Below are 14565 nucleotides of genomic sequence, written 5' to 3'. Positions count from 1 at the left end.
GTATGAACGTGACGGCGATAACGCCACAGCATGCCGACCATAGCTCGGCTCACATCAGCCGCGCACTTTGCTGGTACTTTACGTATCAGATACAGCTTACTTTTGCGCTCAACCAGGCTGACTATGGCTCCTGTCCCTTGCTTACCGAGAACGGTATCGACTTCCCAGTCCCCAAACCGCTTTTTCCTGTCGACGATGGCCGGGCGGTGCTCAATCCCTACGCGGTTAGGGATGATGACGCGTTTTTCTCGGCTACCTTTTCGGTAACGGCGGTGACCTTGGCGTAAGTGCCTAAACAACTTGCCGCCGTTCAATTTATCCCGTTGCACATAGCCGTAAATCCACGTGTGACTCACTAACAGTCCAATAACTCGACCCACGCCTGCAATTTGCTCGGGACTCCACTTTTGTTCTAACCCGAACTCAACAAACGTGATGGTCTGTTTAGATAGACACGACTTTGCAGCTTGAACACGCCTTTTAAATGCCTTAGCTTGCGCGACTTCGGGAAGATAGTGATTGTCCCGGATCCTATTTCGTCTGACTTCTCGGCTAATAGTGCTATGGCTGACTTTCAGGCGTTTGCCTATTTCACGATAACTAAAGCCCTCGCGTAAGTAGGCTTCGATCTGGTATCTTTGTCCTTCGATCAACTGCTTGTAACTCATGGTAAATACTTCTGTTTGTTTGGCGACGATAGAGTACCACCAACAGGCAGTTGATCTCTTCTCACCGTTTAACCATGAGTGGTGCACTTATTATCTGAATTCGGGCTTTACTTTAGAAGATAGATTTAAATCAAAGGTATCAAGTACTTTATCGTTATCACTGTCTGAAGCAAAAGCATTTGCACAAAACAAACAACCCGTAATAATAGCGATAACATAACTTCTCATAATTAACTCAAATTGTGACTACTTTATTAAGTTAGTCATATACCACTTATTAATAAAGATGCTTATAAAAATATTGCACTAAAGTGCGTTTTTCTCGACTATTTACATACAGCGTTGACAATGATGCTGCCTTATTTATTCTCGCATCTAATTTGCAATCTCTAAGCCTAATTTTATACCAACCGCGAAAACGTAAAAAAACAATGGAAACAACAAAATATAAATAACAGGCCAACGTGCGATACGATATTTGACCTGTACCCCGCGCGCCTTTAAAAACGCAATGAGCAATTCTGAATTTCTGGTGTTAAATGTATACACCCCGTGAGACACGTTTAATATATCCGTTAGGGAAAAGTGCGTTGTAATGTATGGACCAAATTTGAATAATGGGGTTAGCGGTAAATAATACACGTTAATACTTACGATATCGGCATATTTTATAAAGTAGTCTCGACGCCCTTTTAAATCAGGAATACTCACACCTTTACGGGTAACAAACACATCTGAGTTATAACTGGTACTACGCTGAAAAAAAGCCTGTAACCACACTAACAATATAAAAACAAACGGTGCTGCCATTAATATAACGCTTGTTTGCGATTCCCGTATACTATAACGCGGGCCAACATCGATAAAAAACGCAATAACCACTGATGCAATCAACATCATTAAAAACGAGGTAAACCGTGTATAAGGTATTCGCCGAGTATGCGCTAAAAATACTTGGTGTTGGTTTTTAAGTAACTCTTCGATATTCATTTGGATATATCTTACATGTGTTAAAAATAATTAGATACCGTATTAGCTTGGTATAATAAAATCGATGCAAATAAGTTAGTTCGAATTTATCACGTATTTCTCAAAATTTATTCTTGTTATAAAAAGCTATCACTGAATAATGCTCCGCTTATAGCAATTACACAAAGTACCGGAATAATTAACATAAACATACCCTTTTTCAACTTTGTTATTGAAGTTACCTGATATTCGTGACAATTGAATTATCGACAGGTCCTCAATCTACATTGTTTTAACTTTTTGTTGTGGAGAGCTGTCATAGAAATCAACCACTTTATCATGATCTGAAAACATACAAGACCCCACTTTAAAGAATGAGCTTTTGCAACGACACAAGGGAACAGAACTTTAAAACGAGCACCACTCAGTTCGACCGTGCTTTCGACAATTCTCCTTTCGTTTTTATCACTTTCGTGAATTTTGGATGTGCGAATTTTGCTCCTCGCGAGCCTAGTCAAGAATTGAGAGGAAAGAAGCGATATTTAAGCAAACAGTGCTTGGCTGTTGCCTAAATCCACACGTCGTTTTCTGTGTTGATGCTGGCAGTAGGTTGTTAACGCTTGCTCCTTACCTACCGCACCGTGAAATACTTTGGTGAATGAGGTTGTTAGAGCCAACCAATTTTCAGAACAAATATCGAGGCGCTCAAGTATGGGGGCTGCGTCAGATGAAATATGCCCTGGTTTACCTTCACGCATACAGCGTCCCGTCCATTCAACCAGCTCTAAGTAACTTTGTAGCTCAAAAGGCAAGCCTTTCGGCATCTTCTCACGAGGGTTGCCAACAAAGGGCATTAAGGCTGTAGGCTGCTGGCCCTTCTTTGCTGATGCGATGCGGGTTTTTACACTGGTATAGTCGGATTTTTCAGGTAAATCAGCAGCCTTAGCACGAATAGGGTTTAAGTCCACATAGGCTAAGCAGGCAACCAGGGCCGCTTCATCAAGGAGGGCTTGGGACTTAAAGCGTCCCTCCCAAAAACGGCCAGTACAATCATCTTCGCGATTGGCTTGACGGGCAATCCCTTCATTAAGCACCCGCATAAACCAGCTGATATCACTGAGGCGCTCCCGATAAATCAAGATACGACTGTGCAGCGCGGACAACTCGGCGGTATCAAACTGCTCTCCTTGCAAAAAGCGCTGGCAGAGCACGGTGCCTTTAAATAATTTATGCCACCGCTGCACAATCGCTTTATCTGTTAAGTGCAGGGCTTCGCGCTTATCCACATGCAGTACCACATGGGTATGGTTGCTCATTACTGCATAGGCACACACATCTATGCAGAAAATTTGCGCTAGCTGCAACAGTTTACTTTCAACCCAATCGCGGCGATGTTCATAAGAGCGGCCGGTCAGTGCATCTATGCCGCATAAAAATGCACGCCGTACACAACGAGAAATACAGTGATAATAGAGGGTATCTGCCAGACTGATTTGGTTTTTCCGAGGCGTTGCCATGATCCACTCCTCCTTGAGTAGCACCTTCAAAGTGTAGTCAAAGGGTCTGAAAGTGTGAAATTTTGAAGTGGGTGTCTTAGTTAATCTTCTCCGAGAATAAGTCCAATTTGTATAGCTTGGGCTGTTTTTGCAAAAACGCAATATAGTCCTGACGTTCGTTTGTAGCGAAGTATTTCGGACAGTTTTGATCGAACAGCTTAAGACAGTCTTCTAAATAAGAGTTACTATAGTCAGAAAATATCAAATTATATTCAGTCATAATATTCCAAAAATTAACTAGTTATTATTTATCCCACTTGGTAGTGCAGTTAAACGCTCGTTCCCAAACGCGGTCACGTTGGAAAGTTAGATTAACTTTATCATTTATATTATTTTACTTGTTTGCTTTATCTTTGCTTCTACCTTGGCTAACCAAATCAGCGGAATAATAATCAAAGAAGATCCTATAGCCAAGCTCAGGTCCGGTATTTCATCGAACCACAGCACCCCTACAACTACAGCACCTAATAAGCCAGTGTATTCGGCACTGGAAATTTTACTGGCTTCGATTGCTCTATATACCAATACACATATACCAGCATAAATTAGGATAAAAGTATTGGAGCCTGTTGCCGTTAACATTGGAGTCCAGTCCCAAGGTTTGCCTTCCCATAACGCCAACCCAAGTGCGGCTGGGATACCTACTAGGTTGGTGAGCATTAATGTTTGGAACACATTATGATGCTGAGGTAATTTGCGAACCAATAAATTATTTACAGCCATAGTCAATGCGACGACAAGGGCGGCAATCGCTGCCCAATTAATTTGTGTTGGTTTAACCACGATAAGTACGCCGATAAAGCCCAAAACAGCAGCAGCAATTGAGTGGCTAGTCAGCTTTTCCTGAAACAATATCATGGCTAACGGCAGCATAAGCAAAGGCGCTGTATAGAAAATAGCATTTACGGTAGCTAACGGCAGAGCGCCCAGAGCGAATACCATAAATACTGCCCCTAATAACCAAATGTGGCCACGTATAAAGTGCCATTTGAGGCCAGCGAAGAGGCTTTGTTTATTACTTAGTAGACAAAATGGAAGTAAAATCAGCACTGCGGTCAATTGACGAAATAATACAAATTGGTATATGGCAGTATCTGCTGGCAGAGTTTTTATCAAAGCGTCAGAAAAAACACCAATTATATTTCCGATGATAAGTAATGTCATCGCGAGTCCGACAGTTATTTGGGGCATTTCATTACTCCTGCTACATTCTAGAAAATGTCTATGGAACTGAATTAATAGAGTTACGTTTGTAAAACGGTTATATGATTAGCGTATTCCATAACTTATATGATGTATAATGTTTAAAATTTTTTTAGCATGAGCTAGATTTATAATGAAGTTGCCTCCTTTACGTGCCCTGCAATGCTTTGAAGCTGTTGCGCGACTTAATAGCTTTTCCAAAGCTGCTGAGCACCTCAATGTGACTCAAAGTGCGGTTAGTCACCAAGTTCGATTACTCGAAGACTATTTGGGTGAAACTCTGTTTAACCGACAGGGGCGTTCTTTTTCCTTGACTAAGGTCGGGGAACGTTACTTTGAAGAAGTGACTAACTCATTAGGAAATCTATCAAATGCCAGTCAAATGATACGTCACGGGAAATCAGGCAATCTTCGTTTGGCTTTATATAGCTCTGTGGCGGTGAACTGGTTGATACCGAAGTTAGAAGATTTTAGAAATCAGCACCCAGAAATAGAAATAACTTTAAATATGGTCGGGGATCAACCGGATTATAATGACCAATTTGCGGATTGTTTTATTACAACGAATCCACCGGAACGTAACTTTGTCAATCAATTCATGTTTACTGAAAAACTTTATCCAGTGTGTGGAAAAAAGCTTTGGCAGCAGTTAAGAAATAAGCCTCTACCTGATTCATTATGGCAACACCCGTTATTATCAGTACAATACTCAGATACAAATGAAAGTCTTGGTGACGACTGGTTACGTTGGTGTATGAGTGGTAAATTTGAATTACCCAAAGACGTCAAAATTAATCAATTTAGTCATGTCTTACTTGCCGCTGAAGCGGCTCGATATAATTTGGGAATTACCCTCATTAGTAATTACATGATGGATGATCAGGATCGCCAGCAAAGTCTTGTGCGCATACCTATGCACGAGCTTAATACCGGAGATAACTTCTATTTTGTCTATAAGGAAACACGAGCTAGGCAACCTGATATTATGAAATTAGGTCGTTGGCTTAAACAGCAGTGTTATGAACTGGCATCAGCTTAGCTATTTAAATCAGAGTTGAAGGTGAATACTAGCTACTTAGAAGTAGCTGTCAGCGCCCGTTTAGTTTTGTTAGTTGCCAGTCAAAATGAGTTTGCCAGAGGCCTTTATTGGCACAAATTGGCTATTCACTGTCAGATTTAATTCAGCTCTATAAATCAAATCTGGCAGATCAAGTTTAGACTTATTCAGATGATGTGATGTTAGCCGGTGCTCCCCTTCCAGGAGTTCTTAGCGGAAATGGACAAGCATTTCCTCTAAGTCGAGGTCGGCGACCCGACAAGAGCTAACCGTTTGTGCAAGTAATTCATCCCTGAACCTGGGTTCCTGTCGGCATCCATGCCTCCACCTCCTCGCGCTGCGAAGCAGTGCTTCGGTCACTCGTCGCCCAACGCGACAAAATCTATCAGCCCACAACAAGGTTGTCTGGCCGTTAGGTAACTGCTCCTGCGTTACCCTAGTACCGCCATCCATGTCGGCAAAACCTGACCTACAGGAAACCCCTTCCCTCTTAGGCCCGCGCCTCTAGCATCAAACGTTTCATATCACGTACGGCCTTTTCCATGCCATCGATGGCGGCACGGGCGATAATCGCATGGCCAATGTTAAGCTCGTAAATCTCAGGCATGGCTGCGATAGGCTTTACATTGTGGTAGTGCAAGCCGTGGCCGGCGTTAACTACCAGGCCTTGAGCGTGGGCGTATTGTACGCCAGCGCGGATGCTCTCGAGCTCTGCCGCTTGCTCGGCGTCGTTTTCGGCATCGGCATAGGCGCCGGTGTGAATTTCGATATAAGGGGCACCGGCTTTGACGCTGGCATCGATTTGCGCTTCATCGGCATCGATAAAGAGGCTCACCTTAATACCGGCATCGCTTAAACGTTTTACCGCATCGGCCACCTTGTCGTACTGCCCTACTACATCTAGGCCGCCTTCTGTGGTCAGCTCTTCACGCTTTTCCGGCACAAGGCAGACAAAGGCCGGTTTTACTTCCAGGGCAATGGCGAGCATTTCTTCGGTGACCGCCATTTCCAGGTTCATGCGTGTTTGAATCGTGTCTTTCATCACATAGACGTCACGGTCTTGAATATGACGTCTGTCTTCACGCAGGTGAATGGTGATGCCATCGGCACCGGCATGCTCGGCAACTGCGGCACCATGGGCCGGATCCGGATAAGTGGTGCCACGGGCCTGACGTAAAGTGGCGATATGGTCAACGTTAACGCCTAGTAGAATCTCTTTCATGCTGCCTTACCTTGATTTAAATAGTTCTCTGCTTTTTAGTGGTTTGTTGCCAAGCAAGGGTTTGAGTATATAACGACAAAAATGCTTGGCCGCCCTTTGTACTTGCGGCTCACAAAAATCATAACGGGCAAACGCATGAATATGCGCGCCGCTAAAACCGTAACCCTGCACCGGTTGTGCCTGGCGTACCCAACCCTGCTCGGGATAGTAATCGTATTGTCCTTTGGCATCAATGGCATCGCCCTCATAGTCGCTGTCAAAGTTGACGCCATAGCCCAGGCTCTCCAGCAGCTGCAACTCATAACAGCGTAAACTGGCACCCAGATCTTTAGCTCCTGCGAGCTCCTGCAAGTGCTGGAAATAGAGTGAGAATATCTGCTCCAGAGGCTCATTGATGGGGATGATGCGCGCCGCCAATTCATTCATATAGAAGCCGCAATAGAGCTTGTCGCCGCGCAGTGCCGGTAAGGCGGTGTCGAGTTCAAAGTGTTGCAGGTATTTGAGCTCGCCATTGCCTTGATAGCGAATAAGGAGCGCTTGGAAGGGTTGTAACTGGGCTTTGTGTTTGATCGCCTGCTTGCCGCTTAGGCGCGCTATCATGCGCATCAGGCCGCGGTTTTCGACGACAAAATCGACCAGCCATTGCGAGTCGCTAATGGCCCGTCGATGCAGTAAAAAGGCGCGCTCAAAGCCCGCGTTCATGGGCTTAGTCTTCGCCGTAACCTAGGCTACGCAGGGCGCGTTCGTCGTCCGCCCAACCGGATTTCACCTTGACCCACAGCTCAAGAAAAACCTTGTTGTCGAGCATATCTTCGAGATCGCGACGGGCTTCACGGCCGATGGTTTTCAGCTTTTCACCCTTGTTACCTATGACCATACGCTTTTGCGTTTCACGCTCAACCAGGATCAGAGCGTTAATTTGCCATACGCCGTTGTCTTGCCATTTAAACTGCTCGATTTCCACGGTCACTGAATAGGGCAACTCGTCACCCATAAAGCGCATTAGCTTTTCACGAACGATCTCCGCCGCCATAAAGCGCATTGAGCGGTCGGTCACATAGTCTTCCGGGAAGTAAAATTCGCTTTCAGGCAGGCGCTTACGCACTTCTTTTTTGATCAGTTCCAGATTGCGATTATTCTTGGCAGAAACCGGAATAATACCGGCAAAGTTGCCTTTCTCACTGAGCCAAAGCAGATGCTTGGGGATCAGTTCCTGGTCTTTCACCTGGTCAGTTTTATTCATTACCAAGAGCACAGGTGTTTTACCGGCACAAACCTTGTTCAACACCATTTCGTCGTCATTGGTCCAATGGGTGCCTTCAACCACAAAGATGATCAGCTCAACGTCACCGATGGAGCTTGAGGCGGCACGGTTCATTAAACGGTTAATAGCACGCTTCTCTTCCACATGCAGCCCCGGGGTGTCCACATACACGGTTTGATAATTATCTTCGGTATGAATGCCCATAATGCGGTGGCGCGTGGTTTGCGGCTTACGCGAGGTAATACTCACCTTTTGCTCAACAATTTTGTTCAACAAGGTTGATTTACCTACGTTTGGGCGACCTACTATGGCCACCATGCCGCAATGCGTTTGTGTGTGCGTATCAGCTGTCATTCTTTAATATCTTTAAGGCTTTTTCTGCAGCTTTTTGCTCCGCCTTACGGCGCGAACTGCCCACAGAGATAATACTGTCCATCCCTTCAACGATACATTCAACCGTGAACGTCTGGTTATGCGCCTGACCCTTGGTATCGATCACTGTATAACCCGGCAGGGGTAACTTACGGGCCTGTAAAAACTCTTGTAGCAGAGTCTTAGGGTCTTTTTGATTCATGCCCGGGGAAATAGAGTCCAGGCGCGAAGCGTACCATTGCAATACCAAGTCGCTGCAGGTATCGATATCTGAGTCCAGGAATACGGCGCCAATAATGGCTTCTACCGCATCGGCCAGGGTCGACTCACGGCGATAACCGCCGCTTTTAAGCTCACCTGGGCCCAGGCGCAGGTACTCGCCAAGGTTAAACTCAAGGCCAAATTCGGCCAGGGTTTGGCCACGCACTAAGGTTGAGCGCATGCGGCTCAAATCGCCCTCGCGCGCCTTAGGAAACTTGTGATACAAGGCGTTGGCGATGACAAAGCTTAAAATCGAGTCACCAAGAAACTCCAGGCGCTCGTTATGCTGGCCCTTATGGCTGCGATGAGTCAGGGCTTGCTCAAGCAAGCCCTGGTCAATAAAGCTATATCCTATTTTACTGTACAGTTCTGTTACGTTTTTCTTCATTGTTACTGAATATTACCTAAGCGTTCAAAGCGAACACTGGTTGGCACCCAACTTGGCAAGAAGTCATCGGCTGTGTTTTCAAATTCAAAACTCATCCAAATAAAGACCGCTTTACCTACCAGGTTAGGCTCTGGAACGAATCCCCAAGCGCGACCGTCTTCACTATTGTCGCGGTTGTCGCCCATCATAAAATAATGACCTTCGGGAACAACCCACTCGTCAATCTTGGTGCCTTGTTGCTGATAGTACTTGCTCTTAAACTCAGGCAGTCTTGGGTTTATTAAAATATCATGCTTAAGGCCATCGAGGTCTTCTTCAAGACGCACAAGTTGCTGGCTCCCTTGCATAAACTCATCTTTATTAATTATATCTAGTGCAATTTTGTTGTATTCGCCACAAAGCAAGCTGCCCTGCTCGGCCTGACCTTGCTCACAATGCGGTTTGATATACAGCTGCTTATTGCGATACACAATGGTGTCGCCCGGCAAACCGATAACACGCTTGATAAAGTCCAGATCCGGCTTAGGCGGAAACTTAAACACGGCAATATCACCACGCTCCGGTTTGCCCGTAGCTACCAGCTCAGAGCGCCATACCGGGTCCTTAATACCGTAAGAGTATTTTTGTACCAGGATAAAGTCGCCTACCAACAGAGTTGGCATCATAGAGCCCGATGGGATCTGAAACGGTTCGAACAAAAACGAACGAAACAGGGTAATGATGGCTATCATAGGGAAAATCGACTTGGCATGCTCGGTAAGCACAGGCACAGGTGCGATTTCCTCTTTTAATTCCTCGTCCAGCGGCTTACCACTGGCGCCCTCGGCAAGGGCAATAAGCTGCTTGCGCTTGGGGGCATAAACCAGATGATCTATCAACCAGATCAGGCCCGAGGCCAAAGTAAGTAGCACTAAAAATATGGAAAAATATCCAGCCATCAGTGGTGTCCTTTATTGTTATTATTTGCCGACTTTCAAAATCGCCAAGAAGGCATCTTGAGGAACTTCAACGTTACCCAGCTGCTTCATGCGCTTCTTACCTTCTTTCTGCTTTTGCAGTAGCTTTTTCTTACGGCTCACGTCACCACCATAACACTTGGCGATTACGTTTTTACGAAGTTGTTTAACCGTTGAACGAGCAATAACATGGTTGCCGATGGCCGCCTGAATGGCGATATCGAACATCTGACGTGGAATCAGTTCACGCAGTGCTTCGGCCAGCTCACGGCCACGGCCTTGAGCATTGTCACGGTGACAAATAATGGCCAGGGCATCAACGCGATCGCCATTGATAAGAATATCTACACGTACCATGTCGGCGGTGCGGAATTCTTTAAAGTTGTAATCCAGTGATGCGAAACCACGGCTGGTTGACTTCAGCTTATCGAAGAAGTCCATTACCACTTCACCCATGGGCAGCTCGTAAGTTACCGCTACCTGGTTGCCGTGGTAATTCATCTTGGTTTGCATACCGCGCTTTTCAATACACAGGGTAATGACGTTCCCCAGGTACTCTTGCGGTACAAGAATATTGGCTTCTACGATAGGCTCACGAATTTCAAGAATGTCGTTTACCGGCGGCAGCTCCGACGGGTTATCGATTTGAATCGTGCCATCTTTAGTTTCTACCTCATACACTACGGTCGGTGCCGTGGTGATAAGGTCAATATCGTATTCGCGCTCCAGACGCTCCTGGATGATCTCCATGTGCAGCATGCCTAAGAAGCCACAGCGGAAACCAAAGCCCAGGGCTGTTGAGTTTTCCGGCTCGAAGAACAACGAGGCATCGTTTAGGCTCAGTTTATCAAGAGCATCACGGAATGATTCATACTCGTCTGAAGAAATAGGGAACATACCGGCGTAAACCTGCGGCTTAACGCGCTGGAAGCCAGGTAGGCGCTCTTGTGCAGAATTACGTGCCAAAGTAATAGTATCGCCCACAGGCGCACCGTGGATTTCTTTAATACCGGCGATAATAAAGCCTACTTCGCCCGTTTTCAGCGTACCCGTGTTGGTCTGCTTCGGAGTGAAGATACCTACTTTATCGGCAATATGAACTTGCTCGTTCGACATGATCTTAATTTTGTCACCGGCTTTAAGCTCACCTTGCATAATACGCACGAGTGACACAACACCCTGGTACGGGTCGAACCAAGAGTCAATAATCAGTGCTTTTAACGGGCCATCCACATCACCTTGCGGCGGAGGAATATCACGCACGATTCGCTCTAGCACGTCATCGATGCCGATACCGGTTTTGGCGCTACACTGCACCGCATCTGTGGCATCAATGCCAACTATGTCTTCAATTTCTTCGGCAACACGGTCCGGATCGGCCTGCGGCAGGTCAATCTTGTTTAAGATTGGCACTACTTCCAGGTCCATTTCGATGGCGGTGTAACAGTTGGCCAGAGTTTGCGCTTCAACACCCTGACCGGCATCAACAACCAGCAGCGCGCCTTCACAAGCCGCTAGCGAGCGCGATACTTCGTATGAAAAGTCCACGTGTCCCGGAGTGTCGATAAAGTTTAACTGGTAGGTTTCACCATCTTTGGCGGTGTAGTTTAGAGTTACACTCTGCGCCTTAATGGTAATGCCGCGTTCACGCTCAAGCTCCATTGAGTCCAATACTTGCTGCTGCATTTCGCGGTCGGATAAGCCGCCACACACTTGGATCAAACGATCAGACAGGGTCGATTTACCATGGTCAATATGGGCGATAATCGAAAAGTTACGGATATGCTTCATAAATTGGATTCTGACTTCTTAAAACTGAGCTCGGGTAAACAAAGGGGCAATTTTACCTGTTATTGACGCTAATCACCATCTCTTTGCGATAATGGCAGGCTCAGAGGGTAAACCTTTATCACTTTTACATCATGAACAACACGCTTAAGCCTATGTTTAGCAAGGATAAAACCAGCAAGTCCTGCAACAAATGCGGCGCCTATTTGCAGCCCTTCACCGACACCGAAAACAGTCTGCGCAAGCACAGCTGTTACCAAGGCGAACAACAGCGGCCAGATATAAACGACAAAGGAGCTCATCACTATATGGGAATCATCAAGGGCCAATTTCACCTTTTGGCCAACGCTCACAGGCTCACTAAATTGATAGGGAAAACGCTTTTTATCTGTGCCGAATAACTTGGAGAACACTTGCGAGCCGCACTTGCCATTACAACCGGCACAAGCCGGCTTAGGCTCGGCTTGTAAAAACGCGGTGTCGCCCTTGACGGCGACCACGGTAAGAACTTGTTCAATCATGGGCTTAACTACAGGGGTCGCTGTACCGACTCGGCAATATTCTTTGCCGTAGCGACGGGGATATTACCTATCACCGACACATCGAAGGCACCGGCATTATGAATATAAATGGTGGTGGCACCCGAGGTTAAAGAGCCGCTCGGACGTTGCCCGGCCAAAGGCCGCTGCACAAATACCGACACTTCCACTAGGCCATCGGAATACAAGTAATAATCCGCCAGCTCGTTATTTAAATTGAGCTTATGGCGGTCTGATTTAAGCAGCTCGAAGCCTTGGGGTAACCAGCCTATTTGCCAACTTCCCTGGTAGCTTGGCTCTTCATTACGAGGCAAAGGCGCTGGGAATTCACGACGGCTGATCTCAAGTAACTCCGAAGCTGGGGTTTCCGAGACATTGATATGGCTTAGTTGCAATTGCTCTAAAAATTCGCCCTGATTGTTCACATAGGCGGATTTGAGCAGTAATGAGGTTTCGGTATCAAGCCAGACCCAGTAGCTGTATTTGTCTTGATCTTTGGCTTCAATGCGCAACAGCTGTGCGGGACGACCGGCAATACGGCCCTTGTTGCCAAGCACGAAACTATAGTTTTGCGCCAGTTGTTCCACATCGCCAAACAGCACTTCCGGGATGGGTCCGCTGATCGCCGAGGTTTTTACCGAGTAAGGTTGAGCTTGGGGTTCGTAATAGGTAACGCGATCGTCAACGCGCACCATTTCCAGGCCGGCGCCGTTGAGCAAGGTCAGTAATTCCAGCTCCTGCCCTTCATAAATACCGTGACTCCAACGGTAAGGCTCCATGGCGCGGTCTTTCACCACCACAAATGAGGCGACGAAGTTGCGCTGTTTAACCGCGGTGGCCATATTGTCCAGCCACTGCTTGGCGGTCATCTCCGACTTAGCCTGGGCCGGGAACAGCCACAGGCTCACTAGCACAACATAAAGGTACTTCATTAACTATTATTGTTCCTGTTGTTCTTGCTCATCTTTGTTTGCCGTGTTTGCTAAATGCGCGGCTTCACGAGTCTGACGCTGATGCTCTAATACCAGGGCGCCAATGCGCTGATGTTGTAATTCACGTAAACCACGTTCGGCATTTTCAAGCGCCGGCTGAGAAGAATAACTCACCGGTGAGGCCGCACCAATAAATGGATTAGACTGCAAGGGCGGTAGTTCATCGGCACCATTGTCCGTCGCACCATATTGCTGTACGCCCAGTACCGCAACCACGGCCACACTGGCAGCAATGGCGGTTTGCGTAATGCCACGCCACCAGGTACCGCGGATAACGTTATCCTGCTGCGGTTGTGCTTCCTTGCTCGACTTAGACTCTTGGCCGAATTGCGCATGAACCGGTTCTTGTTCAAGTTGTTGAGCTATCTGCGCGGCTATATCTAACTGGATGCTAGGTGCTGTTTCGGAGCGCATCACATTGCCAATCAGGCTGTAACGAGCCAATGTATCTCTATCTACATCAGCAAGGTTAAGCGTATCGACACTGGCTTCATTGTCCACTAAGGCGGAAATTAAGGCTTTGTCCTGCTCACTACACTTTGCTTTAGTCATAATTACGACTCACCTATTAACGGAGTTAACTTATTGTCTATCGCTTCACGGGCACGGAATATACGTGAACGTACCGTACCTACTGGGCAATCCATTACCGCAGCGATTTCCTCATAGCTCATCCCTTCTAGTTCTCGTAAAGTGATGGCTGTTTTCAAATCTTCAGGTAGCTTATCAATGGTGGCAAAAATGACGTCTCTGACCTCGTCACTTAACAGCAAATTTTCTGGGCTGGCATTACTACGCAGTGAATCTGCACCTTCATAAAACTCAGCATCATCAGCATCGACATCATTTGCCGGCGGCCTGCGCCCCTGTGCAACCAAATAGTTCTTTGCACAGTTCACGGCAATACGATACAGCCAAGTATAAAACGCGCTGTCGCCCCTAAAATTAGGCAGCGCCCTATACGCCTTAATAAAGGCTTCTTGAGCTACATCTGCAATGTCACCTTGGTTGGCAACATAACGCGATATCAATCCTGCTATTTTGTTCTGATATTTGGCGACCAACAGGTTATAAGCATTTTTATCTCCCTGTTGAACCTTTCTTACCAGCGCTAAATCAAAATCCTGCTCGCTCATTCGAGCCGGTACTCCTCTGCGTTATTTTGCTTTTATCTTGTATCCAAGCTACCAAATACACTCAGTCTGACTGGGTCGACAAGAAAAAGTTCGCAATAACTGCATTTTTTTTCTGTTCTTAGTTAACTTCAGTCGTGCCCAGGCGGCAAATATGATACATATAGAGGCAACATAATAGGTAATATAAACCTCGG

Annotated in this window: 15 protein-coding genes; 1 reads left to right on the top strand and 14 read right to left on the bottom strand. The window is 46.4% G+C overall.

The window, feature by feature from the left end:
• The 4 genes from WCN91_RS14760 to WCN91_RS14745 form a co-directional block, all read right to left on the bottom strand.
• Positions 1 to 668: IS30 family transposase (locus WCN91_RS14760; RefSeq protein WP_342675822.1), on the bottom strand; the 668-nt coding region annotated here is incomplete at its 3' end.
• 375 nt (positions 669 to 1043) lie between these two features.
• Positions 1044 to 1658, bottom strand: coding sequence for a hypothetical protein (locus tag WCN91_RS14755; RefSeq protein WP_342680130.1), 615 nt, complete (start codon positions 1656 to 1658; stop codon positions 1044 to 1046).
• Between the two features lie 521 nt (positions 1659 to 2179).
• Positions 2180 to 3154 (bottom strand): transposase, encoded by a 975-nt coding sequence (locus tag WCN91_RS14750; RefSeq protein ID WP_342680129.1) that lies wholly within the window; start codon positions 3152 to 3154, stop codon positions 2180 to 2182.
• Between the two features lie 363 nt (positions 3155 to 3517).
• Positions 3518 to 4384: a DMT family transporter gene (locus WCN91_RS14745; RefSeq protein ID WP_342680128.1), complete on the bottom strand. Its 867-nt coding sequence runs from the start codon at positions 4382 to 4384 to the stop codon at positions 3518 to 3520.
• A 145-nt stretch (positions 4385 to 4529) separates the two neighbouring features.
• On the opposite strand from WCN91_RS14745, the gene WCN91_RS14740 reads away from it, so the two are divergent.
• Positions 4530 to 5435 carry a LysR substrate-binding domain-containing protein gene (locus WCN91_RS14740; RefSeq protein WP_342680127.1) on the top strand — a complete coding sequence of 302 codons (906 nt, stop codon included), beginning with the start codon at positions 4530 to 4532 and terminating at the stop codon, positions 5433 to 5435.
• 508 nt (positions 5436 to 5943) lie between these two features.
• Here WCN91_RS14740 and pdxJ read toward each other — a convergent pair.
• The 10 genes from pdxJ to rpoE all read right to left on the bottom strand — a co-directional run bounded on the left by pdxJ (position 5944) and on the right by rpoE (position 14371).
• Entirely contained in the window at positions 5944 to 6675 is a 732-nt protein-coding gene (gene pdxJ, locus WCN91_RS14735; RefSeq protein ID WP_342680126.1) for a pyridoxine 5'-phosphate synthase, read from the bottom strand.
• 6 nt (positions 6676 to 6681) lie between these two features.
• Positions 6682 to 7377, bottom strand: a complete 696-nt coding sequence (gene recO / locus WCN91_RS14730) for a DNA repair protein RecO (RefSeq protein WP_342680125.1) — start codon at positions 7375 to 7377, stop codon at positions 6682 to 6684.
• Between the two features lie 4 nt (positions 7378 to 7381).
• Positions 7382 to 8293 carry a GTPase Era gene (gene era, locus WCN91_RS14725; RefSeq protein ID WP_342680124.1) on the bottom strand — a complete coding sequence of 304 codons (912 nt, stop codon included), beginning with the start codon at positions 8291 to 8293 and terminating at the stop codon, positions 7382 to 7384.
• Entirely contained in the window at positions 8283 to 8960 is a 678-nt protein-coding gene (rnc, locus tag WCN91_RS14720; protein ID WP_342680123.1) for a ribonuclease III, read from the bottom strand. Before rnc ends, era begins: the two co-directional genes overlap by 11 nt.
• Positions 8961 to 8962: 2 nt before the next feature.
• Positions 8963 to 9898, bottom strand: a complete 936-nt coding sequence (lepB, locus tag WCN91_RS14715) for a signal peptidase I (RefSeq protein WP_342680122.1) — start codon at positions 9896 to 9898, stop codon at positions 8963 to 8965.
• Positions 9899 to 9919: 21 nt separating this feature from the next.
• Complete coding sequence (gene lepA, locus WCN91_RS14710; protein WP_342680121.1) at positions 9920 to 11707, bottom strand: translation elongation factor 4; 1788 nt, start codon at positions 11705 to 11707, stop codon at positions 9920 to 9922.
• 68 nt (positions 11708 to 11775) lie between these two features.
• The gene (locus WCN91_RS14705; RefSeq protein ID WP_342680120.1) at positions 11776 to 12225 is read right to left on the bottom strand and encodes a SoxR reducing system RseC family protein; all 450 of its coding nucleotides are present in this window, start codon (positions 12223 to 12225) and stop codon (positions 11776 to 11778) included.
• Positions 12226 to 12233: 8 nt separating this feature from the next.
• The gene (locus tag WCN91_RS14700) at positions 12234 to 13175 is read right to left on the bottom strand and encodes a MucB/RseB C-terminal domain-containing protein (protein WP_342680119.1); all 942 of its coding nucleotides are present in this window, start codon (positions 13173 to 13175) and stop codon (positions 12234 to 12236) included.
• 6 nt (positions 13176 to 13181) lie between these two features.
• Entirely contained in the window at positions 13182 to 13787 is a 606-nt protein-coding gene (locus tag WCN91_RS14695; protein WP_342680118.1) for a sigma-E factor negative regulatory protein, read from the bottom strand.
• A gap of 2 nt (positions 13788 to 13789) precedes the next feature.
• Positions 13790 to 14371, bottom strand: a complete 582-nt coding sequence (gene rpoE, locus WCN91_RS14690; RefSeq protein WP_342680117.1) for an RNA polymerase sigma factor RpoE — start codon at positions 14369 to 14371, stop codon at positions 13790 to 13792.
• Positions 14372 to 14565 lie beyond the last annotated feature (194 nt).

This window comes from Pseudoalteromonas qingdaonensis, from assembly GCF_038739665.1.
Classification (GTDB): Bacteria; Pseudomonadota; Gammaproteobacteria; order Enterobacterales; family Alteromonadaceae; genus Pseudoalteromonas; species Pseudoalteromonas qingdaonensis.
Note: the sequence above shows the minus strand (reverse complement) of the source record. Positions and strands in the feature narration are given on the sequence as shown.

Bases quoted from the DNA above. Each gene is read 5' to 3' on its own strand.
- WCN91_RS14755 (WP_342680130.1), bottom strand. From the start codon at position 1,658: ATGAATATCGAAGAGTTACTTAAAAACCAACACCAAGTATTTTTAGCG.
- WCN91_RS14750 (WP_342680129.1), bottom strand. From the start codon at position 3,154: ATGGCAACGCCTCGGAAAAACCAAATCAGTCTGGCAGATACCCTCTAT.
- WCN91_RS14745 (WP_342680128.1), bottom strand. From the start codon at position 4,384: ATGCCCCAAATAACTGTCGGACTCGCGATGACATTACTTATCATCGGA.
- WCN91_RS14740 (WP_342680127.1), top strand. From the start codon at position 4,530: ATGAAGTTGCCTCCTTTACGTGCCCTGCAATGCTTTGAAGCTGTTGCG.
- pdxJ (WP_342680126.1), bottom strand. From the start codon at position 6,675: ATGAAAGAGATTCTACTAGGCGTTAACGTTGACCATATCGCCACTTTA.
- recO (WP_342680125.1), bottom strand. From the start codon at position 7,377: ATGAACGCGGGCTTTGAGCGCGCCTTTTTACTGCATCGACGGGCCATT.
- era (WP_342680124.1), bottom strand. From the start codon at position 8,293: ATGACAGCTGATACGCACACACAAACGCATTGCGGCATGGTGGCCATA.
- rnc (WP_342680123.1), bottom strand. From the start codon at position 8,960: ATGAAGAAAAACGTAACAGAACTGTACAGTAAAATAGGATATAGCTTT.
- lepB (WP_342680122.1), bottom strand. From the start codon at position 9,898: ATGGCTGGATATTTTTCCATATTTTTAGTGCTACTTACTTTGGCCTCG.
- lepA (WP_342680121.1), bottom strand. From the start codon at position 11,707: ATGAAGCATATCCGTAACTTTTCGATTATCGCCCATATTGACCATGGT.
- WCN91_RS14705 (WP_342680120.1), bottom strand. From the start codon at position 12,225: ATGATTGAACAAGTTCTTACCGTGGTCGCCGTCAAGGGCGACACCGCG.
- WCN91_RS14700 (WP_342680119.1), bottom strand. From the start codon at position 13,175: ATGAAGTACCTTTATGTTGTGCTAGTGAGCCTGTGGCTGTTCCCGGCC.
- WCN91_RS14695 (WP_342680118.1), bottom strand. From the start codon at position 13,787: ATGACTAAAGCAAAGTGTAGTGAGCAGGACAAAGCCTTAATTTCCGCC.
- rpoE (WP_342680117.1), bottom strand. From the start codon at position 14,371: ATGAGCGAGCAGGATTTTGATTTAGCGCTGGTAAGAAAGGTTCAACAG.